Genomic DNA, 19,202 nt, shown 5'->3' on the forward strand with positions numbered 1-19,202 from the left:
GCTCAGGACCTAAGGCTCTAGGCGAAGCCCCTAAGGCCGGTTGGCGACGTTTGCTACATCACGCCTGCCCGAAGCAGGTCGTGGACGTGCAATATGCCTACGGGACGCTCGTTCTCCACCACGAACAGCACCGTCACCGAAGGCGGCGGATCGCTCATCAGGGCGAGCGCCTCTGACGCCATCATCGACGGCGGCACGGTCTTCTTCGGCCCCGCGGTCATCACCTGGCCCGCGGTGTGGGACAGCAGGCCCTCGATGTGGCGGCGCAGATCGCCGTCGGTGATGGCGCCGGCCAGCCGGCCCTGATCATCGGTGACCCCGACAATGCCCCACCGCTTCTCGGTCATGATCAGCAGGGCTTCGGGCATGGGGGTGTCGTGGGCGACCAGGGGCAATTCGGCCGGCCCATGCATCAGGTCGCCGACCGTCCGCAGCATGGCGCCCAGCTTGCCGCCGGGATGGAAGGTCTTGAAGTCCTTGGCGGTGAACCCACGGCGCTCCAGCAGGGCCACGGCCAGGGCGTCGCCGAGCGCGATCTGCAGGGTGGTCGAGGTGGTGGGCGCATTGACCTCGGCGGTGGCCTCCGGCGCATCGGCCAGCTTCAGCACCACGTCGGCCGCCTGGCCCAGGGCGCTGGCCGGGGCGGCGGTGAGGGCGATCAGCGGAATCCGGAAGCGCTTGGCATAGGCCAGGATGTCGGAAAGCTCGCGCACCTCGCCGGACTTGGACAGGGCCAGGATGGCGTCCTCCTGGCCGATCATGCCCAGATCACCGTGGCTGGCCTCCGACGCATGGACGAAGAAGGCGGCCGAGCCGGTGGAGGCGAAGGTGGCGGCGATCTTGCGCGCCACATGGCCGGACTTGCCGATGCCGGTGCAGGCGATGCGGCCCTGGGCGGCGAACAGGATGTCGACCGCCTGGACGAAGCTCTCGTCCAGGCCCTGAGCCTGCTGGCCGAGGGCGGCGGATTCGGCGGCCAGCACCCGGCGGCCGACGGCGACGGCGTCGAAACGGCTCATGGCTGGGGTGCGACCGCTTGGTCCTGCAGACCGCGCATGGTTTCCCGCGCCCTGTTCAGGCGGTCTGCGGAGGCCTTGGTCTGGCGTTCCATGGCGGCCTTCATCTCCGGGGTCTGGAGCACGGGCTCATGGCCAAAGGGGCCGGGCGAGCGGGCGCCGATCCCCTGGGGCCATACGAGCGCCACGGCGATGGTCAGGACGGCGGCGAGGCCGAGCAGCGGAAAGAAGAAGCGATCCAGCATCCGGTGGATATAGCCGCTCCCATCGTCCTGGGCCACGCCCAAGGGCGGGGCTTGTCCGCTTGACGCCGCAGCCCCCGAGCCCTAGCCGAACGGGCGACCCCGACCGCCCAAGGAGATGCCCCGTGCCGACCCTCGTCCTGCTTCGCCATGGCCAGAGCCGCTGGAACCTGGAAAACCGTTTCACCGGCTGGGTGGATGTGGACCTGACCGACCAGGGGGAGGCCGAAGCGACCAAGGGCGGCGAGCTGATCAAGGCCGCTGGCCTCCAGTTCGACCGGGTCTATACCTCGGTGCTCACCCGGGCGATCCGCACCAGCTGGCTGGCCCTGGCCGCGGCGGGCCAGGCCTATGTGCCGGAGATCAAGGACTGGCGCCTCAACGAGCGTCACTATGGGGGGCTCACCGGGCTCAACAAGGCCGAGACGGCCCAGAAGCACGGCGAGGACCAGGTCAAGATCTGGCGCCGGTCGTATGACGTGCCGCCGCCGCCCCTGAGTTCGGCCAGCGAGTTCGACTTCGCCGGTGACCGCCGCTATGCCGGCGCCCGCCTGCCCAACACCGAGAGCCTCAAGACCACCCTGGATCGCGTCCAGCCCTATTGGGAGGCCGAGATCGCGCCCCGCCTGAAGGCCGGCGACACCCTGCTGGTGGCCGCCCATGGCAACTCCCTGCGGGCCATCGTCAAGCTGCTGTTCGACATGGGCGACGAGGCCATCATCGATGTGGAGGTTCCCACCGGAAATCCTCTGCTGATCGAGCTGTCGGACGACCTGAAGCCCGTCGCCGCGCGCTATCTGGACGAAGCCCGCGCCAAGCCCTTGCCCGCGATCACGTGACGGAGGGGGCCGCCGCCCACATGCGCCGGGCCATCGTCCTGGCGCGGGATCAGCTCGGCCTGACGGGCGAGAACCCGGCGGTCGGCTGCGTCCTCGTCTCGGCCGAAGGGATGGTCGTCGGCGAGGGGGCCACGGCGCGGGGCGGGCGGCCCCATGCCGAGGAGGTCGCCCTGGACCAGGCCCGCGGGGCCGCCAGCGGCGCTACGGCCTATGTCACCCTGGAGCCCTGCGGCGCCCGATCGAGCGGCGCGGCCGCCTGCGCCGATCGGCTGGCGGGCGCCGGCGTGGCGAGGGTTCACGTGGCCTGCCGCGATCCATCGCCCTATGCGGCCGGTCGGGGCCTGGCGCGACTGGCGGCGGCCGGCCTCCTGGGGGAGGTGGGTCTGCTGGCCGATGAGGCGGCCGTGCTCTACGTCGACTATCGCCCGCCAGACCCGGCGAGCCGTTGAGCCAAGCTGCGGAAGGGGCTCGTTAATCTTGGCGCGTTAGCCTCCGGCGAACCCATCCTTAACGGCGCTATATGCTTTCCCCCCGCCCCGCCTCGATCCCCGAACTGAGGAGCCTGAGCCAGGCTGAGGTCGATGCGGTGTGCGCGCGGCACGATCGCCTTTGGACCTCTCGCCCCGGCGGGGCTCGGGCGGTGTTCGCCTGGAAGGACCTGTCGGGCCTGGATCTTCGCGGGCGCAATCTCGCCGACGCCGACTTCACGGGGGCCTGCCTGAACGAGTGCCAGATGCAGGGCGCGAAGCTGGACAACGCCAATCTGTTCGGTTGCGACATGCAGGGCGTCAACCTGACCGACGCCTCCCTGCGCCGGTCCGACCTGCGCGGCGCCTGCCTGCGCGGCGCCAATCTCACCGGGGCGGACCTGTTCGAGGCCGACCTGCGCGAGGGCTCCATCGCCGCGGCTGACCGCGACAAGGGCCTGCGCATTCTTGAACATCTGGCCCGGCCAGGCGAAGTGCAGGGCGCCGTGCTGGCCGGGGCCAATCTGGAGCGCTCGCGCCTGTCGGGCGTCATGGCCGCCCGGGCCGATTTTTCCGACGCCATCCTCAAGGACGCCAAGCTCGTCCGGGCCAACCTGAAACAGGCCAACATGTCCGGCGCCAACATGCAGGGCGCTGATCTTTCGGGCGCAGACCTCGCCGGCGCCGACCTCCGCGACGCCATCCTGGTGGGCGCCAAGACCTATTCCTGGAACGTCAGCAAGGCCGACATGGCCGGCGTGCTCACCGATGCGCCGGCCGGCATGGCGGTGGCGGACCTGCCCTACAAGACCATGATCCGCGACCATGCCCGCTGGTGCGAAACCGGCGGCGGGGAGGGGAGCCCCTCGGTGTTCGACGGCGCGGACCTGCGGGCCCTGGAGACCATTCGCGGCTTCAACCTGACGGCCCTGTCGGCCAAGGGCGCGGTCTTCTATGGCCTCGACATGGAGGGCGTGCAGCTCCAGGGCGCCCAGCTCGACGGCGCCGATCTGCGGGCCTGCAACCTGCGCCGGGCCGACCTGCGTGGCGCGCGGCTGATCAACGCCAAGCTGTCGGGCGCGGACCTGCGCGACGCCCAGATGGGGCCGCTGCTGATCGGCTCCAACCGCCTGCTCTCGTGCAACATGACCGGGGCGGCGCTGAAGAACACAGACTGTGCGCGGGCCGATCTGCGCCAGGCGATCCTGGTCGACGCCGACCTCTCCCGGGCCAATTTCACCGGCGCCCAGCTGAAGCAGATCGATATCACCGGGGCCAGGCGCGGCGGCGCCCGGGGCCTGCAAGATGTCATATAACGACGGTCTTTTAACCGTTAGGTCGCAGTTGCGCGGCTAAATGTCGCTGCGTCGCTCAACCCACGGGGTGTTTTCAGGTGCCAGCCGCCATCGCTCTAACCGGCCGCCGCAGGCTTTCGCCCGGCGAGATCGAAATGGTCCTCGCCGCCCATGAGCGCTTCATCACCGGCCGCCCCGGGGGGAAGCTCGCGGCCCTGCGGTTCATCGACTTCACCGGGGTCGATCTTTCCGGGCGCAATCTGCAGGACGCGGACCTGTCGTCGTCGGTGTTCGACAGCGCCCGGCTGATCGGCGCCAACCTCTCGCGGGCCAACCTGTTTGGCTGCGACCTGCGCAAGGCTGACCTGCGCCGGGCCAATCTCACCCGGGCCGACCTGCGGGGCGCCTGCCTGAAAGGCGCTGATCTCAGTGAGGCCGACCTGACCCAGGCCGACTTTCGTGTCGGCCAGGTCGCCGTGCCGCACCCCTCCAAGGGCCTGACCTCGCTCACCCATCATCAGCGCCAGGGCGACCTGGACCACGCCAACCTCCAGGGCGCCAATCTCGACGGCTCCCAGATGGAGGAGGTCTCGGCCTTCGCCACAGACTTTACCGACTGCTCCATGCGCGGCGCCAAGTTGAACCGCGCCAATATGAAGGACGCCAATCTCGAAGGCGCCATCATGGACTGGGCCGACATCTCCGGCGCCAATCTGGAGGGCGCGCGCCTGGTGGACGCGGTCATGACGGGGGTCGACATCCGCACCGCCCGCACCTCCGGCGCCAATCTGGAGGGCGTGCTCAACGCGCCTAGCCAGGAGGCGATCGACCGGGCCGACGAATTCCATGCCATGGCCCAGGCCAACCAGGCCTGGTGCAGGTCCGGGGGGCGAGAGGGCAAGCCGGCCAGCTTCGACGACCAGGACCTTCGACCCCTGGACCAGCGGCTGCGCAACATGCGGCTGTCTGTGATGAGCGCCCGCAGCGCGGTGATGGTCGGCCTCGATCTCTCCGGCGCTCACCTTCAGGGGGCCAATCTGGAGAACGCCGACCTGCGCGGCGTCTGCCTGCGCGGGGCCGACCTGCGCGGCGCCAAGCTGGCCGGGGCGCGGCTGACCAAGGCCGATCTGCGCGAGGCGATCCTGGGGCCATTGCCGCTCAGCGCCAACCGGGTGAACCGGGGCGACCTGCACCACGCCAAGCTGCGCTATGTGAAGGCCCAGGGCGCCGATCTCACGGGCGCCATCCTGGATGAGGCCGATGTGCGGGGCTGCAACTTCTCAGGCGCCACGATGCGCGGCGCGAGCCTGCGCGGCGCCGACATGTCCCTGGCCCTCGGGTTCGAGATTCCCGGCGCCTGATACGGCCCGTACCCACGAAAATGGGCGGCGCGTCGCCGCGCCGCCCGCTCTTCGACCCTTGGGTCCTGAAGACCGGCCTTTAGGCCGCCTTTTCGCCTTCGATCAGGGTCGAGGGCGTCCCGTTGCTGATCTCGATCCGGCGGGGCTTGAGCGCCTCGGGGAGTTCGCGACGGAGCGAGATGGACAGCAGGCCGTCTGACAGGGCCGCCTCGGTCACCACCACATAGTCGGCCAGTTGGAACCGGCGCTCAAAGTCGCGCTCGGCCAGACCGCGATGCAGGAAGCGGCGGGCCTCCTCATTGGCGGCCTTGCGACCCTGCACGGTGAGGAGGTTTTCCTTCACCTCGATGGCGAGCTCCTCGGCCCGGAATCCGGCCACCGCGATCTCGATGCGGTAGTCGTTATCGCCGGTCCGTTCGATGTTGTAGGGCGGGTAGCCGGTGGCCGCGTCGGCCGCGGCGGTTTCCAGAAGGCCCGCCAGACGGTCGAAACCGACGACAGAGCGGTAGAGCGGGGAAAAATCGAGCGTGCGCATGTGCGTCACATCCTTCTTGGCTAAGCAAGGTTGCGTTCAAATGCGACCTGCGACGAGCCCGAAGGCCTCGTCATCGGCCGGAAGGCCCGGAAATCCAGCACCTTCGCCAAGGGATTTGGGGTGGGTTTCACCGGTTTCAAGGCCTTGATCGCGGCGCGCCCTTGCCAGATCGGCTCGCGCCTCTAGGGTCACGGCCTCAGTCGACTTGCCGGAGCTCCAGACCATGTTTCACGACAAGTTCCCCGCCCTTATCGCCGGCGCCCTCGGCGCCCTCATCCTCGGCTCGGCCGCCCAGGCGCAGGACGCCGTCCTGCGCGAGGTGATCGCCGGCCCGCAACGGAGCGAAGCCCACCAGGCCCGCGACGGCGCCCGCAACCCCCATGACAGCCTGGTCTTCTGGGGCCTCAAGCCCGGCCAGACCGTGGTGGAGATCTCGCCCGGCAGCGGCTACTGGACCGAAATCCTGGCGCCCTACGCCCTGAAGACTGACGGAACCTATGTGGCCGGCGTCGCCGACCTCGAGGACCCCGCCCTGTCGGACGGCGCCCGCAGGGGCCGCGAGGCCTTTGCCGCCAAGTATGCCGACACCGCAGTGTTCGGCGAGATCACCTATGCCGGCTTCGGCGCGACCTCCAAGCCGCTCGGCGAGGCCGACTCGGCCGACCTCGTGCTGACGGCGCGCAACATTCACAACTGGATGACCCGCGACGGCATGCTCGACAAGGTGCTGGCCGACTTCTACGCCGTGCTGAAGCCCGGCGGCGTCTTGGCGGTGGAAGAGCACCGGGCCGATCCCCGGCCCGAGGTCGAGGGCGTGAGCGATGGCTATGTCTCGACGGCCACAGTGGTCGCCGCGGCGGAAAAGGCCGGCTTCAAGCTCGCCGAATCCAGCGAGATCAACGCCAATCCCAAGGACACCAAGGACCACCCCTTCGGCGTCTGGACCCTGCCGCCGGTGCGCCAGAGCGCGGCCCGCGGCGAGACGGCCAGCCCCGACTTTGACCGGGCGAAATACGATGCGATCGGCGAGAGCGACCGCATGACCCTGCGCTTCGTGAAGCCGTCCTGATCCGTGCCGTCGTCGATCCTATCGCGACGGGGACTGATGCTCTCCGGCCTTGCGGCCGGAGGCATGGCCCTGGCGGGGTGCAGCCGCGGGGATGAGGCGGGCGACCCGCCTGTCCCGGCCTCGGCCATGACCCTGGAAGAGGCGGTGGCCGGAGGGTGGCGCGATCCCCAGGACGTGGCCCGCGACCCCGCGCGCCATCCGGTGGAAACCCTCAACTTCTTCGGCCTGAAGCCCGGGATGACGGTGGTGGAGATCTGGCCCGGCGCCGGCTGGTACACCGATATCCTCGCGCCCTTCCTGGCGGCCTCGAAGGGCAAGCTCTATGCAGCCAACCTGCAGCCCAACGACCCGGCCGCCATAGAGGTGGTGGAGGCCTACCGCGCCAAGCTGCGGGCCAGGCCGAGGCTATATGGGGATGTGGAGATCACCGCCTTTGGCGCCACCAGCGGCCCGATGGCGCCCGAAGGCTCGGCCGACCTCGTTCTGACGGCGCGCAATATCCATAACTGGATGGCCGCCGGCATTGTCGACAAGGCGTTCTCCGACGCCTTCGTCGCCCTCAAGCCCGGCGGAGTCTTTGGGGTGGTGGAGCATCGCGCCGCCCCGGGCGGGGTTCAGGATCCAGCCGCCGGCGACGGCTATGTGGAGCAGGCCTATGTGGCGCGTCTGGGCCAGGAGGCGGGCTTCCTGCTCGACGCGGCCAGCGAGATCAACGCCAATCCACGGGACACCAAGGACCACCCCTTCGGCGTCTGGACCCTGCCGCCGGTGCGACGCACCTCGGCCCGGGGGGAGCCGGCCAATCCGGCCTTCGACAGCGCCCCCTATGATGCGATCGGCGAGAGCGACCGCATGACCCTGCGGTTCGTCAAGCCCACCTGAGGCGCGCTCAGAGCACCTTTCGGTAGCTCTCGATAATCTGCTCGTTCGTGACGGGAAGCCTGCCGAGGTTCAGCTGGTCGGAGACCATCTCGGCGCCGCTGGGCAGGGCGCTGCGGTCCAGCTGCGCCTCGGGGTCCCAGAGCCGGCCGCGCATGATCGCCTTGGGGCAGTGGAGGAAGGTCTCCTCCACCGCGATCATCAAGACCAGTCGGGGCAGGCGGCCGAACTCCTCGAAGCTCGCCAGGAGGTCGGCGTCGTCGGTGGCGCTGGCCCGGCCGTTGACGCGGTAGACGTCGTCGAACCCGGGGATCATGAACATCATGCCGACCCGGCCCTCGCCGGCCAGCAGGTTACGCAGGGTGTCCAGCCGGTTGTTGCCCGGCCGGTCGGGCAGGAAGAGGGTCTTACCATCCTCGCTCACATGGACGAATCCCGGCTCGCCGCCCCGGGGCGAGACATCCAGCGCCCCATCGGGCCCGGCCGAGCTGATGACGCAGAAGGTCGAATGGGCGATGAAGGCCCGGCCATGACGTTCCACATGATCCAGCACCTTGTCCAACACCACCTGGCCTGGCGCCCGGTAGATCGCGTCGAGGTCGGCGAGGGCGAGCTTGCGCATGTGAACGTCTTTCCCTTTTAAGAATTGTTCGCAACATCCTGACCCATTCTCCGTGTCCTGTCACGGGGGCCGCCCGGTTTACTTCGAGGCTGGCGCAGGCCAAGCTCCGCGGCCTTACGGAGACCCGATGGCTACGATCGAACAGCTCACCGCCCGCATCGCCCAGACGCTGGAGGCCGGCGAGCCGCTGCCCCATGTGGTCAAGATCGATCTGAAGGGCGCGGGCTTCATTCATATCGCCGGCGACCAGGTGACCAACCAGGACGCCCCGGCCGATCTGGTGGTCACCATCAGCCTGGACGACATCGTCGCCCTGGGCCGCCGCCGCCTCGATCCCATGACCGCCCTGATGAGCCGACGGATGCGGATGTCCGACATGGGCCTGGCCATGTCCATGCAGTCGAAGATCCAGGCCCTGTTCGCCCAAGCCGCCTGAGGAAGCCGCCATGTCCGAGTCCGCGCCCCTGACCGCGATCCCCACGGCCCCGGTCCCCGACGGCGGCGCGGCGGAATGGTTTGTCGGCGCCAAGGGCGCGCGGCTGCGGGCGGCCCTGTTCCCGGCCAAGGGCGAGGCCCGCGGTTCGGTGGTGCTGAGCGGCGGGCGCACCGAGCCCATGGAGAAGTACTTCGAGGTCATCGACGACCTGACGGGCCGCGGCTTCGTGGTGCTGGCCCATGACTGGCGGGGCCAGGGCCTGTCCCATCGCGACCTCGCCGATGACCGGCTGAAGGGGCACGCCGACGGCTTCGAGCCCTTCCTGGGCGACTATGACGTCCTGCTGGCGCAATTCGAGAGCCGCCTGCCCAGGCCGTGGATCGCCATGGGCCATTCCATGGGCGGCTGCCTGACCCTGCTGGCCCTGGCCAAGGGGCAGGCCGACCGGTTCGCCGGCGCCATCCTGTCGGCGCCCATGCTGGGAGTGCGGGTGGGCCGCTATCCCAAGGCCGTGCGGCTGCTGGTGGGGCTGAACCGCCTGACGGGCCGGGCTGGCGGATATTGCATGGGCGATCCCGGCAAGCCCTTCGACGACACCTTCGACGACAATGTCCTGACCCACGACCGGACGCGGTTCGTCCGCGCCCGCGCGCAGATCGCCGCCAATCGGGACCTGGCGCTGGGGGCGCCCACCTGGGGCTGGCTGGACTTCGCCCTGCGCGCCGCTGACTTTTTCGCGCGACCGGCCAATCTGGGGTCGGTGACGATCCCGGTGGTCATCTGCCAGGCCGAGCAGGAAAAGCTGGTGGACAACGAGGCCCAGGACCATGTGGCCCGCAGCCTGCCCGACGGGCGGCTGGTGGTGGTCAAGGGCGCCCTGCACGAGATCCTGATGGAGACCGACGCCCGGCGCGCCGCCTTCTGGGCTGAATTCGACGCCCTGGCCGCCGAGATCGCTAGATCGTCTTCGCCGAGCGCTTGAGAGCCACCAGGGCCTCGTCCAGGCAGGCCTGGTCCCCGGCGATCACCACCTGCCCGCCTGCATCCCCCACTGGCTGGCCGCGCCAGTCGGTGACGAGGCCGCCGGCGCCCTGGATGACGGGAATGGCCGCCTCGATGTCCCAGGACTTCAGGCCCGCCTCGATCACGATGTCCATCGCGCCCGCCGCCACCATGGCGTAGGCGTAGGCGTCGAGGCCGAGCCGCGCCAGCCGCGAGGCCGCCCGCACCTGGGTCCAGGCGCCGAGCTCGGCGCCGTTGAAACAGGCCTCGGGATCGGTGGTGGAGATGGTGGCGTCGGTGAGCTTGGGGCAGGGTCGCACCTTGAGCGGTCGCGAGGTCCCGCGCGAGATCAGGCGCGAGCCCCCCGCATGGCCCACATAGATCTCGTCCAGATAGGGCTGGCCGATTGAGCCCAAAATGGGACGCCCCTCATGGCGCAGGCCGATCAGCACGCACCAGAGCGGCAGGCCCGAGATGAAGGAGCGGGTGCCGTCGATGGGGTCGAGGACCCAGACGAACTCGGCGTCGGGCCGGTCCTCGCCATATTCCTCGCCGATCACCCCGTGCTCGGGAAAGCGCTCGGCGATCCGCTTGCGGATCGCCGCCTCCGCCCCGCGATCCGCCGCGGTGACGGGATCGAAGGCGTTGAGTCCCGGCGCGCCGCCCTTGTTCTCCAGGCCGTGGTCGGCGCGGAAAAGGGGCAGGGCCACCTCGGCGGCGGCTTGGTTCAACTCGAGGATCAGGTCTTCGAGGGCGGTCAGGCGATCAGGGTTGAGCATGCCCCTGCTTTAGCCCGCCGCGCGGCGCGACGAAATCCCGTAGCCGCGCGGCCATGGCGTCAGCCGTGCTCGCCGTCGCCGTTCAGGGACTTTGCAAGGTCCAGAAGCCGCCGACGGGGACGTTCGCCAAGCTGGTAGTAGGCCTTGATGAGATCCATGGTCTCCTTGCTGGCCAGCACCTCGCCGCCGGCGTCGCAGCCTTCGGCGCGTTCCTGCGCCGCGGCCGAGAGACCGTCGTAGAAATAGGCCACGGGGACTTCCAGAGCCTCGGAAAGTTGCCAGAGGCGGGCGGCCGAGATGCGGTTTGCGCCGCACTCGTACTTTTGAATTTGCTGAAACCTGACGCCGCAGGCGCCGGCCAACTGCTGTTGGGTCAGACCCAGCAGGCGGCGACGACGGCGGAGACGCTTACCTAGGTGGACATCGATGTCGTTACCCATGCCTCTTTCCCCCTCACGGTTAAGAGCCGATCCCGTCCCGAAGGGGGACGGCGTGGGCCAGGCTCGGCAAGTCGCGCGCCAAGCGACCCCGGTTCGCGTTGCGCGAAGCGCTGCGGCGAGACTAGAGAGGGGTATGGCGCGTGCGCGATCATACCCCGGCGGGCGACGGGCCCAGGATCTCGCCCAGGATCTGGGCTGGCGGCTGGAGGCCCTGGCCTATGACGCGGTCACCCTGCTGGCGCGGGCCTTTCCGATCGACGCGGTTTCAGACTTCGGGGCGGCGCTGCTTCGGCGTCTCGGGCCACTGACCAGCGCCCACCAGGTGGTGCTGCGCAATCTCAGGATCGCCTTTCCCGACCTTTCGCCGGAAGCGATCGACGCCCTGGCCGACGCACAGTGGGTCCAGACGGGACGGACCTTCGCCGAGTTCCCCATCATCGATCGGATCGTGGCCGCCGGCGACCGGATCGAGATCGTCAATGGCGAGCGCCTGGCCGAGATCGCCCGTACGGCTGAGCCGGTGGTGTTCGTCTCCGGCCACCTCTCGAACTGGGAGATCATGCCCGCGGTGATCGCCCATTCGGGCGTCGTCTGCCACATGACCTATCGGGCGGCGAACAACCCCTATTTCGACAGGCGTATCCGCGACAACCGCTTCCGCTATGGGGTCCGCCTGTTCGCGCCCAAGGGCGGGGACGGCGCGCGCGAGGTGCTTGAGGCCCTGGGGCGCGGGGAGTCCGTGGCTCTGATGAACGACCAGAAGTTCAATGGCGGGGTGGCCGCGCCCTTCTTCGGCAAGCTGGCCCATACCGCGCCAGGACCTTCGCGGCTGGCCCTGCGGTTTGGCGCCGTGCTGCAGCCCATGTCGGTGCAGCGGCTTGGCAAGGCGCGCTTCCGGGTGATCGTCCACCCGCCGATCAAGCCGATCTCATCGGGCGACCGCAGCGCCGATATCGCCAGGTCGGTGGACCAGATCAACGCCTTCATGGAAGAGCGCATCGCCGAGCGCCCGGCCGAATGGTTCTGGACCCATAAGCGCTGGCCCAACGAGACCTATTCGCGGCGGCGACGCTAGTCTCAGACGCAGGATCGCCTGATCAGCCGTTGTGCTCCTTCCACCGGGCATAGGCCTCGGTGGGGCCGGCATAGGCTTCCTGCAGGGCTGGGCTCCAATAGCGCAGGGCTTCCAGCGGAATCCGCACGCCGGTCACGGCGCAGGCCACGAAGCGGCCGGGCTTGAGGACGACGAACTCGCCGTCGCCATAGTGGAGGACGGCAAGCTCGGCGGGCTTGCCGGAAAGGTCGCGATCATGGGCGTTCATCACGCCAATGTAGCGCGCGGGCGGCGCCTCGAACAGACCCCAGCCAGGGGCTGCTGTCTGACTGCCTAGAAGAGATCGCCCTGCACGGTCTTGGCGGGCGGCGCCGGCGCCTTTCGCGGTCGCGGGCGAGTCTCGGGAATTGGCCGCGGCGCAGCGCCGCCCCCGCCATCGACCACGGCGCTGCGGGTGGCGTCGGCGAAGACCAGGGCGACGGTCTCGCCGGCCTCAAGCGCGGCGCCTTGAAGGGCCAGGCTGCCATCGGCCCGCTGCACCCGCGCAAAGCCCCGGGACAGGGGGCGGTCGGGATTGAGCGACAGCCGCAGCTTCTCCACCGCGCCCAGGCGTTCCCCCAGGCGATCGGTGGTCCGGTTGATGGCGGGCGTCAGCCGGGCGGCCAGCGCGTCCAGCTGCTGGCGCTGAGCCGCCTGCGGCCGGGCCAGCAGGGCGGGCGTCAGGCGGGCGGTGATCCGGGCGAGGTCGCGGCCATGGTCGGCGGCGTTGCGCTGCAGGCCGCTGGTCAGGCGTGCGCCGAGCAGCTGCACCTTCTGGGCTTGCGTCTCCTGGGGGCGCAGCAGCAGGCCGGCCGACAGGCGCGAGGCGACCCGGACCAGATCCCGCTCATGGGCCGCGGCGTTCTTCTGCAGGGCCGCGCTCAGCCGGCCGGCGGCCAGGTTGAAGCGCTGGGCGGCCATCTCCACTAGGTCAGGAACCCGCGCCAGGCTGCGGCCGGCGCTCTGCACCCGGCCCTGGCGGTCCTCCACCACCTTGCCGCCGCAGCGGTGCAGGCGGGCGTGCAGGTCGCTCAACCCCGCCCGCAGCTCGGCCAGCACCGGCGTGGCCATCTCGGCGGCCGCCGTGGGCGTCGGCGCCCGGCGGTCGGAGACGAAGTCGATCAGGGTGGTGTCGGTCTCGTGCCCCACAGCCGAGATGATCGGAATGTCGGCCGCCGCCACGGCGCGAACCAGGGCCTCGTCATTGAAGGCCCAGAGATCCTCCACCGAGCCGCCCCCGCGGGCGACGATGATCACGTCGGGCCGGGGCAGGTCGCCGCCGGCGGGCAGGGCGCAGAACCCGCGGATCGCCGCGCTGACCTGGGCGGCGGCCTGTTCCCCCTGGACCACCACCGGCCAGACGATGACCCGGCAGGGCCAGCGGTCGCGGATGCGGTGCAGGATGTCGCGGATCACCGCGCCCGTGGGGCTGGTCACCACGCCGATGACGGCGGGCATGGCGGGCAGGGGGCGTTTGCGGGCGGGCTCAAACAGCCCCTCGGCCGCCAGCTTGGCCTTCAGCCGCTCCAGCTGGGCCAAAAGGGCGCCGACCCCGGCGGCCTCCATGGTCTCGATGACGATCTGATAGCGCGAGCCGGCCGGGAAGGTGGTGATCTTGCCGGTGACGATCACCTCCAGACCCTGTTCGGGCCGGATGGACAGGCCGCGCACCGAGCCCTTCCAGACCACCCCGTCAATGGCGGCGCGCTCGTCCTTCAGGGTCAGATAGACGTGGCCATTGCCATGGTGGGTGACCTTGGACAGCTCCCCGCGCAGGCGCACAAAGCCATACCGGTCCTCCAGCGTCCGCTTGAGCGCAAAGGCGAGCTCGGAGACCGAATAGGGCTGGGCGTTGGAGTCAGGCGCGGCGTCGCTCATGGGGCGAAGCTAGCCCGTCTCGCGGTGAGGCAAAACCGGGCGTGGGGAAAAACTGGCGGGGTGTTCGGAGGTCGGCTCTAGGAGCCCGGGACAATGACCGCAAACGACCCGTCTCTGCCCGTCGCGAGGTCCAGCAAGCTACATGGTTGGACGCCAGTTGATGAAGGCGTCGATCCCAGGGCCACTGATCGATTCACCTTCAATGAAGTAACGTGGCCAATAGAGTTCAACCTGCTGCTTGTTCATCAGGAGTTCGTCAAACTCACCGAGCCTAGCCACAGTCTGGCCCTGCCCTGCTAGAAGAGATGGTCGATCTAAACCGCCACCAATGTCCGCACTCGACAAAATTCTCGTGTCCATCGACGACCTACCCCAAAGGGTCAACTCACCCTCAGCGATACGCTTGTTAACGAGCGCGAGGACATCCTCAACCGACGCACTAGTTCGACGGGACGCGTCATCGAACGTTCGGCCCCATTGCCGAAAGAATGCATAAGCGACCGCTTCGGACACCTCGACGTTGGGACGCAATACAAGACGCACCGCTGGGTCGCCCCCGCGCCCGTAGTCCCAGAGCCAAGTACCGTTTGGAAGCTGTACGTTCGGGCCGCCATTCGCCTCTATTGGACTGCGCCCGCCACGGTCAGCCTGTCCAGCTTCACCACCCAGCGCTACTCCGTCGCCACCTACATAAGCAGAACCGCCGTCTCCGCCTCCGATTGCGCCACCGCGGCCCCCTTTGGCCACCCCATCGCCTGTAACGGTTGCATCCCCCCCTCGCCCGTATCGCAACGGTTCTTGGATCTGCGTCTTCGACTTTGCTGTGAGCAGGAGCGCGACTAGAGCCGCAAGTCCAACCAGCATCCCTAGGCCACCAGCCAACATCAGAAGGGGGCGCAACGACTCAGAGACCGAAGTATTGAACGACGCGATTGCCGCCGCTCCGCCGACCGTGATGCAGGGGGCCGCGATAGCACCGAGAACCTGACGCTTTTCCATGTGAGGCAGCTAACAGCACCAGGGCGAAATTTGAAGGAAGACCTCTGCCTGGAGTCGATGACTGAACGCCGCTGGCGTCTGCTAGCCACACTATGAGAATCTAGGCGTGTCGCTCGCCCATCAGGCACCTTGCAGCTAAGCTGCGTCAGAGGCGGTGCGATATGACGAAGGACGTCAAGGTTCAGGTCGGCGGAACGCTTCGGGATGATCTCCTCGCGTTCAAGGATGCGTGGAAGCGGGCCGAGGCCGGCGATGACCGGCAGGCGCGGGTGATCGCCTTCGAAAGCTGGGAAGGTCTCGCCTCGGTGATGACGGGGGAGCGCTACCGGTTGCTGCGGCATCTGCACGCCCATCCGGAGAAGTCGATCAACGCCCTCGCCCAAGCCCTTCAACGGCAATACCGGCGCGTCCATGAGGATGTCACGGTGCTGGAAAAGGCTGGGCTGGTGGAGCGGGCGGATGGGCAGGTCCGCGCCACGGCTGACCGGCTGAGTGCGGTCGTCGTTCTCTGACCGCCCGGCCCCCAAGCGGGTCTGGAACCCCTTGAGCGCCGGGCCGATCTCAGAGGGTCTTCAGATATAGCGCCGCAGGGAGCGGGCGAGGTCAGAGCCGCCGGCGCGCTTCTTGGTCTGGGCCGGTTGATAGGCCACCCGGGCATGTTCGGTGCAGTAGGGGCCGTCGCTGCAGCGGCGGCCGCAGAAGGTGAAGCCGTCGCTGGACGGATCGCCGATCGGCCACTTGCACATGTGAGCGCCGAGCGTCAGCACGGTGGCCGAGCCCGGGGCCTCGTCCACATAGCGCACCGGGGCCGGCGGCGGGGCGGCGGCCTGCGCCTCGACGGGCTCGGCGATCCGCCGGGGGGCGGAGGGCGCAGCGGCGGCGGCCCGCTGGGGCCGCGGCGCCTTGAAGACCGGACGCGCCGGCTTCGACGGAATGGCGCGTCCCGACAGGCCCAGGCGATGGACCTTGCCGATCACCGCATTGCGGGTGACGCCGCCCAGTTGTTTCGCGATCTGGCTGGCCGAAAGGCCGTCCTGCCAGAGCTTTTTGAGTGTATCGACTCGCTCGTCAGTCCAACCCATCAGAGCCTCCCAAAACGGCCGCGTGTTTCGAGGGCCGCCCCGCGCGGCCGACCGAAACTACATCTTGTGGGGGAAGCGGTTGCCCCGCCCCACGAACTACTAGATATCGTAAAGACTTCCTTAAAGGCCACAATAGGCGCCCCTGCTTCCATCCACAGGAACTAGATATAGCGTCGTAAGGTCGCGCCCTTGCAGGCTGAGCCGTGAGGGCGCACATCTGCGGCATGAACGACATGTCGCCCTCCCGCGCCGCTCAGATCTCCGCCGCCACGCCCCCGGCCCCTCGGGCCTATCACGGGTTCAACTGGCCGGGCTTCCGCACCCTCTATCTGCGGGAGGTGAAGCGGTTCTGGAAGGTGGGAACCCAGACCCTGGGCGCCCCGGTGGTGACCTCGCTGCTCTATATGATGGTGTTCGTGGTCGCCGTCGGCGGGACGCGGCCGGCGGTGGGCGGGGTGGCCTTCGCCACCTTCATCGCACCGGGCCTGATCATGATGACCATCCTGAACAACGCCTTCGCCAACGCCTCGTCGAGCCTGCTGCAGGCCAAGGTCAACGGCCTGGTGGGGGACTTCATGACCCCGCCGCTGACCCCGCTGGAACATGTGGCCGGCTTCGCCCTGGGGGCGGCGACCCGGGGGCTGCTGGTGGGGGCGGTGACTTGGCTGGCCGTGCTGCCCTTCGCCGACCTGCCGCTGACCCACCTCTGGGCGGTGCTCTATTTCGCCATGGTCGCCTCGATGATCCTGGGCATGCTGGGCATCATGGCCGGCCTGTGGGCCGAGAAGTTCGACCACATGGCGGCGGTCACCAACTTCATCATCATGCCCATGACCTTCCTGTCGGGGACCTTCTATCTGGTCGACCGCCTGCCCGAGCCGTTCCGCACGGCGAGCCACTTCAACCCGTTCTTCTATCTGATCGACGGCTTCCGCTATGGCTTCATCGGGACGGCCGAGGGCTCGCTGGTCACCGGGGTCGGCATGACCGCCGGCATCGCCGTGGCCTTCGCCTGCGTCTGCCTGTGGATGTTCGAGAGCGGCTACAAGCTCAAGACCTGAGGCGGCGGCTGGGCCAGACCCAGCGAAATCATTGACAGAGCGCGGTTCTCGCCGGAAAACATCCAGCCTTCCAGTCCCCGTCGCCCGGCGTGCGGGGACGTTTCCTTTGGAGGCTTCCTCCCGTGACCGAAAAGACCGCGACGTCCGCCGCGACCGTTCCCAGCGACCACATCATGGGCGTGTACAACCGCGCTCCGCTGGCGTTCGAGCGAGGCGAGGGCGCGCGACTGTTCACCACGGACGGCGAGGCCTATCTGGACTGCATGGCCGGCATCGCGGTGAACGCGCTGGGCCACGCCCATCCCCGCCTCGTCCAGGCCCTGAAGGACCAGGCCGAGAAGCTCTGGCACGTCTCCAACATCTTCAAGATTCCGGGCCAGGAGGCGCTGGCCAGCCGGCTCTGCGCCGAGACCTTCGCCGACGTGGTGTTCTTCACCAATTCCGGGGCCGAAGCCGTGGAGTGCGCCATCAAGACGGCGCGGAAGTATCACTGGGCCCGCGGCGATGTGGATCGGATCGACATCATCGGCTTCGACGGCTCGTTCCACGGCCGCACCGTGGCGGCGGTCAACGCCTCCGGCAACCAGAGCTATCTCGAGGGCTTCGGCCCGCCGCTGCCGGGCTTCGTGCAGGTTCCCTTCGGCGATCCCGACGCCCTGAAGGCCGCCATCGGCCCGACCACGGCGGCGATCATCATCGAGCCGGTGCAGGGCGAGGGCGGCGCCCGGGCCATGTCGGTGGCGGAGATGACCGCCATGCGCCAGCTCTGCGACGACAACGGCATCCTGCTGATCTTCGACGAGATCCAGTGCGGTCGCGGCCGCACCGGGCGGCGGTTCGCCCATGACTGGGCCGACGGCGCCGCCAATCCCGACATCATGTGCGTGGCCAAGGCCCTGGGCGGCGGCTTCCCGGTCGGCGCCTGCCTGGCTACGGCGCAGGCCGGGGCCGGCATGAGCGTGGGCTCCCACGGGTCGACCTATGGCGGCAACCCCCTGGCCATGGCCGTGGGCGGGGCGGCGCTGGACGAACTGGCCAAGCCCGAGCTCCTGGCCCATGTGCGCGAGGTGGCCGGCTATTTCACCCAGCAGCTTTCGGGCCTGCGCGACCGCTATCCTGACGTGGTGGTGGATGTCCGCGGCAAGGGGCTGCTGATCGGCGTCAAGCTGGCCACGCCGAACCGCGAATTCATGCAGCACGCCCGCGACGAGCACCTGCTGATCGCCGGCGGCGGCGATAACTGCGTCCGCCTGCTGCCGCCGCTGAATCTCACCCTTGATGAGGCGCGCGAAGCCGTCGAGCGTTTCGAACGCGCCTGTGACCGCGCCCGCGCCAAGGGGCGCGCCGCAGCCTGAAGGGCATTCACACCCGGCCGATCGCCGGGACTCATCAATCAAGGACCTCGCGCCCAGACGCGCCACTTCGGTTTTCCGGCGCAAGCGCGGGGTCGATGGGATTTCCCCCCGATGACCCCCACTCCGAGACATTTTCTCGACCTCTGGCGGATGGAGTCCGCCGACCTGCGCGCCATCCTCGACGACGCCCAGGCCCGGAAGGCGGCCCGCGCCGGCTGGCCCAAGGGCCGGGTCGACGCCGACGCGCCGGCCCGCGACCGGGTGCTGGCCATGATCTTCGAGAAGCACTCCACCCGCACCCGCTTCTCCTTCGACGCAGCCATGCGCCAGCTGGGCGGTGACGTGATCATCTCCACCGCCGCCGACATGCAGCTGGGCCGCGGCGAGCCCATCGAGGACACCGCCCAGGTGCTCTCGCGGATGGTCGACGCCATTATGATCCGCTCCAACACCCATGAGGATCTGGAGCGCCTGGCCATGGCCTCGTCCGTGCCGGTGATCAACGGCCTGACCGACAAGAGCCATCCCTGTCTGATCCTGGCCGACCGGTTGACCTACGAGGAGCACCTCGGCCCCGTGCGGGGGCGGACTTTGGCCTGGGTGGGGGACGGCAACAATGTCTGCGCCAGCGTCATCCATCCGGCGGGCAAGTTCTGCTTCAAGCTGAGCATCGCCTGTCCCACCGACTACCATCCGGACCTGACCGCCCTGGCCCGCGCCGCCGCGATGCAGGGCCAGGTGACGATGACCGA

The 19,202-nt window shown here is 68.9% G+C and carries 22 protein-coding genes; 13 read left to right on the forward strand and 9 right to left on the reverse strand.

Translation table 11 applies throughout. The annotated features are described in order from the left end of the window. Positions 1-53: 53 nt before the first annotated feature. Positions 54-1,019 (reverse strand): KpsF/GutQ family sugar-phosphate isomerase, encoded by a 966-nt coding sequence (locus Q7S93_RS18140; RefSeq protein WP_304716078.1) that lies wholly within the window; start codon positions 1,017-1,019, stop codon positions 54-56. Continuing rightward, positions 1,016-1,303, reverse strand: coding sequence for a hypothetical protein (locus Q7S93_RS18145; RefSeq protein WP_370652219.1), 288 nt, complete (start codon positions 1,301-1,303; stop codon positions 1,016-1,018). Before Q7S93_RS18145 ends, Q7S93_RS18140 begins: the two co-directional genes overlap by 4 nt. A gap of 80 nt (positions 1,304-1,383) precedes the next feature. On the opposite strand from Q7S93_RS18145, the gene gpmA reads away from it, so the two are divergent. The 4 genes from gpmA (at position 1,384) to Q7S93_RS18165 (ending at position 5,220) form a co-directional block, all read left to right on the forward strand. After that, positions 1,384-2,097, forward strand: a complete 714-nt coding sequence (gene gpmA / locus Q7S93_RS18150) for a 2,3-diphosphoglycerate-dependent phosphoglycerate mutase (RefSeq protein WP_304716079.1) — start codon at positions 1,384-1,386, stop codon at positions 2,095-2,097. Then, positions 2,094-2,546, forward strand: coding sequence for a deaminase (locus Q7S93_RS18155; RefSeq protein ID WP_304716080.1), 453 nt, complete (start codon positions 2,094-2,096; stop codon positions 2,544-2,546). The genes gpmA and Q7S93_RS18155 overlap by 4 nt, the downstream gene beginning before the upstream one ends. A gap of 71 nt (positions 2,547-2,617) precedes the next feature. Continuing rightward, positions 2,618-3,880, forward strand: coding sequence for a pentapeptide repeat-containing protein (locus tag Q7S93_RS18160; protein WP_304716085.1), 1,263 nt, complete (start codon positions 2,618-2,620; stop codon positions 3,878-3,880). Positions 3,881-3,957: 77 nt separating this feature from the next. Then, positions 3,958-5,220 (forward strand): pentapeptide repeat-containing protein, encoded by a 1,263-nt coding sequence (locus tag Q7S93_RS18165; protein WP_304716086.1) that lies wholly within the window; start codon positions 3,958-3,960, stop codon positions 5,218-5,220. Between the two features lie 79 nt (positions 5,221-5,299). Here Q7S93_RS18165 and Q7S93_RS18170 read toward each other — a convergent pair whose 3' ends face one another. Next, on the reverse strand, positions 5,300-5,755 hold the full coding sequence (locus Q7S93_RS18170; RefSeq protein WP_304716087.1) for an Hsp20 family protein: 456 nt from the start codon (positions 5,753-5,755) through the stop codon (positions 5,300-5,302). A gap of 223 nt (positions 5,756-5,978) precedes the next feature. On the opposite strand from Q7S93_RS18170, the gene Q7S93_RS18175 reads away from it, so the two are divergent. After that, positions 5,979-6,824 carry a class I SAM-dependent methyltransferase gene (locus Q7S93_RS18175; protein WP_304716088.1) on the forward strand — a complete coding sequence of 282 codons (846 nt, stop codon included), beginning with the start codon at positions 5,979-5,981 and terminating at the stop codon, positions 6,822-6,824. Positions 6,825-6,860: 36 nt separating this feature from the next. Beyond that, positions 6,861-7,706 (forward strand): class I SAM-dependent methyltransferase, encoded by an 846-nt coding sequence (locus tag Q7S93_RS18180; protein ID WP_304716089.1) that lies wholly within the window; start codon positions 6,861-6,863, stop codon positions 7,704-7,706. A 7-nt stretch (positions 7,707-7,713) separates the two neighbouring features. Here Q7S93_RS18180 and Q7S93_RS18185 read toward each other — a convergent pair whose 3' ends face one another. Beyond that, positions 7,714-8,325: an MSMEG_1061 family FMN-dependent PPOX-type flavoprotein gene (locus Q7S93_RS18185; protein WP_304716092.1), complete on the reverse strand. Its 612-nt coding sequence runs from the start codon at positions 8,323-8,325 to the stop codon at positions 7,714-7,716. A gap of 127 nt (positions 8,326-8,452) precedes the next feature. Here Q7S93_RS18185 and Q7S93_RS18190 point away from each other — a divergent pair, with 127 nt between their 5' ends. Further along, positions 8,453-8,761: an SCP2 sterol-binding domain-containing protein gene (locus Q7S93_RS18190; protein WP_300575799.1), complete on the forward strand. Its 309-nt coding sequence runs from the start codon at positions 8,453-8,455 to the stop codon at positions 8,759-8,761. Between the two features lie 10 nt (positions 8,762-8,771). Continuing rightward, positions 8,772-9,743, forward strand: coding sequence for an alpha/beta fold hydrolase (locus Q7S93_RS18195; RefSeq protein ID WP_304716096.1), 972 nt, complete (start codon positions 8,772-8,774; stop codon positions 9,741-9,743). On the opposite strand, the gene hisN is transcribed toward Q7S93_RS18195, so the two are convergent. Together hisN and Q7S93_RS18205 are read right to left on the reverse strand one after the other, a co-directional pair. Continuing rightward, positions 9,718-10,542 carry a histidinol-phosphatase gene (gene hisN, locus Q7S93_RS18200; RefSeq protein ID WP_304716103.1) on the reverse strand — a complete coding sequence of 275 codons (825 nt, stop codon included), beginning with the start codon at positions 10,540-10,542 and terminating at the stop codon, positions 9,718-9,720. The genes Q7S93_RS18195 and hisN overlap by 26 nt on opposite strands. 59 nt (positions 10,543-10,601) lie before the next feature. Continuing rightward, positions 10,602-10,982 (reverse strand): helix-turn-helix domain-containing protein, encoded by a 381-nt coding sequence (locus Q7S93_RS18205; protein WP_304716104.1) that lies wholly within the window; start codon positions 10,980-10,982, stop codon positions 10,602-10,604. Positions 10,983-11,115: 133 nt separating this feature from the next. Between Q7S93_RS18205 and Q7S93_RS18210 the strand changes: the two genes are divergently transcribed. Next, positions 11,116-12,057, forward strand: coding sequence for a lysophospholipid acyltransferase family protein (locus Q7S93_RS18210; RefSeq protein ID WP_304716105.1), 942 nt, complete (start codon positions 11,116-11,118; stop codon positions 12,055-12,057). Between the two features lie 22 nt (positions 12,058-12,079). On the opposite strand, the gene Q7S93_RS18215 is transcribed toward Q7S93_RS18210, so the two are convergent. After that, positions 12,080-12,304, reverse strand: coding sequence for a DUF2093 domain-containing protein (locus Q7S93_RS18215; protein WP_304716108.1), 225 nt, complete (start codon positions 12,302-12,304; stop codon positions 12,080-12,082). A 65-nt stretch (positions 12,305-12,369) separates the two neighbouring features. After that, positions 12,370-13,953: an exodeoxyribonuclease VII large subunit gene (xseA, locus tag Q7S93_RS18220; protein ID WP_304716112.1), complete on the reverse strand. Its 1,584-nt coding sequence runs from the start codon at positions 13,951-13,953 to the stop codon at positions 12,370-12,372. A gap of 1,160 nt (positions 13,954-15,113) precedes the next feature. Here xseA and Q7S93_RS18225 point away from each other — a divergent pair. Continuing rightward, positions 15,114-15,464 carry an HVO_A0114 family putative DNA-binding protein gene (locus Q7S93_RS18225; RefSeq protein ID WP_304716116.1) on the forward strand — a complete coding sequence of 117 codons (351 nt, stop codon included), beginning with the start codon at positions 15,114-15,116 and terminating at the stop codon, positions 15,462-15,464. A gap of 60 nt (positions 15,465-15,524) precedes the next feature. Here the strand turns inward: Q7S93_RS18225 and gcrA are convergent, their stop codons facing one another. Then, the gene (gene gcrA, locus Q7S93_RS18230; protein ID WP_304716119.1) at positions 15,525-16,034 is read right to left on the reverse strand and encodes a cell cycle sigma 70 cofactor GcrA; all 510 of its coding nucleotides are present in this window, start codon (positions 16,032-16,034) and stop codon (positions 15,525-15,527) included. Between the two features lie 224 nt (positions 16,035-16,258). On the opposite strand from gcrA, the gene Q7S93_RS18235 reads away from it, so the two are divergent. From Q7S93_RS18235 to Q7S93_RS18245, 3 genes are all read left to right on the forward strand, one after another. Beyond that, the gene (locus tag Q7S93_RS18235) at positions 16,259-17,095 is read left to right on the forward strand and encodes an ABC transporter permease (protein ID WP_304716128.1); all 837 of its coding nucleotides are present in this window, start codon (positions 16,259-16,261) and stop codon (positions 17,093-17,095) included. A gap of 173 nt (positions 17,096-17,268) precedes the next feature. Next, positions 17,269-18,450: an aspartate aminotransferase family protein gene (locus Q7S93_RS18240; protein WP_304716132.1), complete on the forward strand. Its 1,182-nt coding sequence runs from the start codon at positions 17,269-17,271 to the stop codon at positions 18,448-18,450. Positions 18,451-18,561: 111 nt separating this feature from the next. Further along, on the forward strand, positions 18,562-19,202 hold a 641-nt coding region (locus tag Q7S93_RS18245; RefSeq protein WP_304716120.1), incomplete at its 3' end, for an ornithine carbamoyltransferase.

The sequence above is a fragment of the Phenylobacterium sp. genome (assembly GCF_030646615.1).
GTDB lineage: Bacteria > Pseudomonadota > Alphaproteobacteria > Caulobacterales > Caulobacteraceae > Phenylobacterium.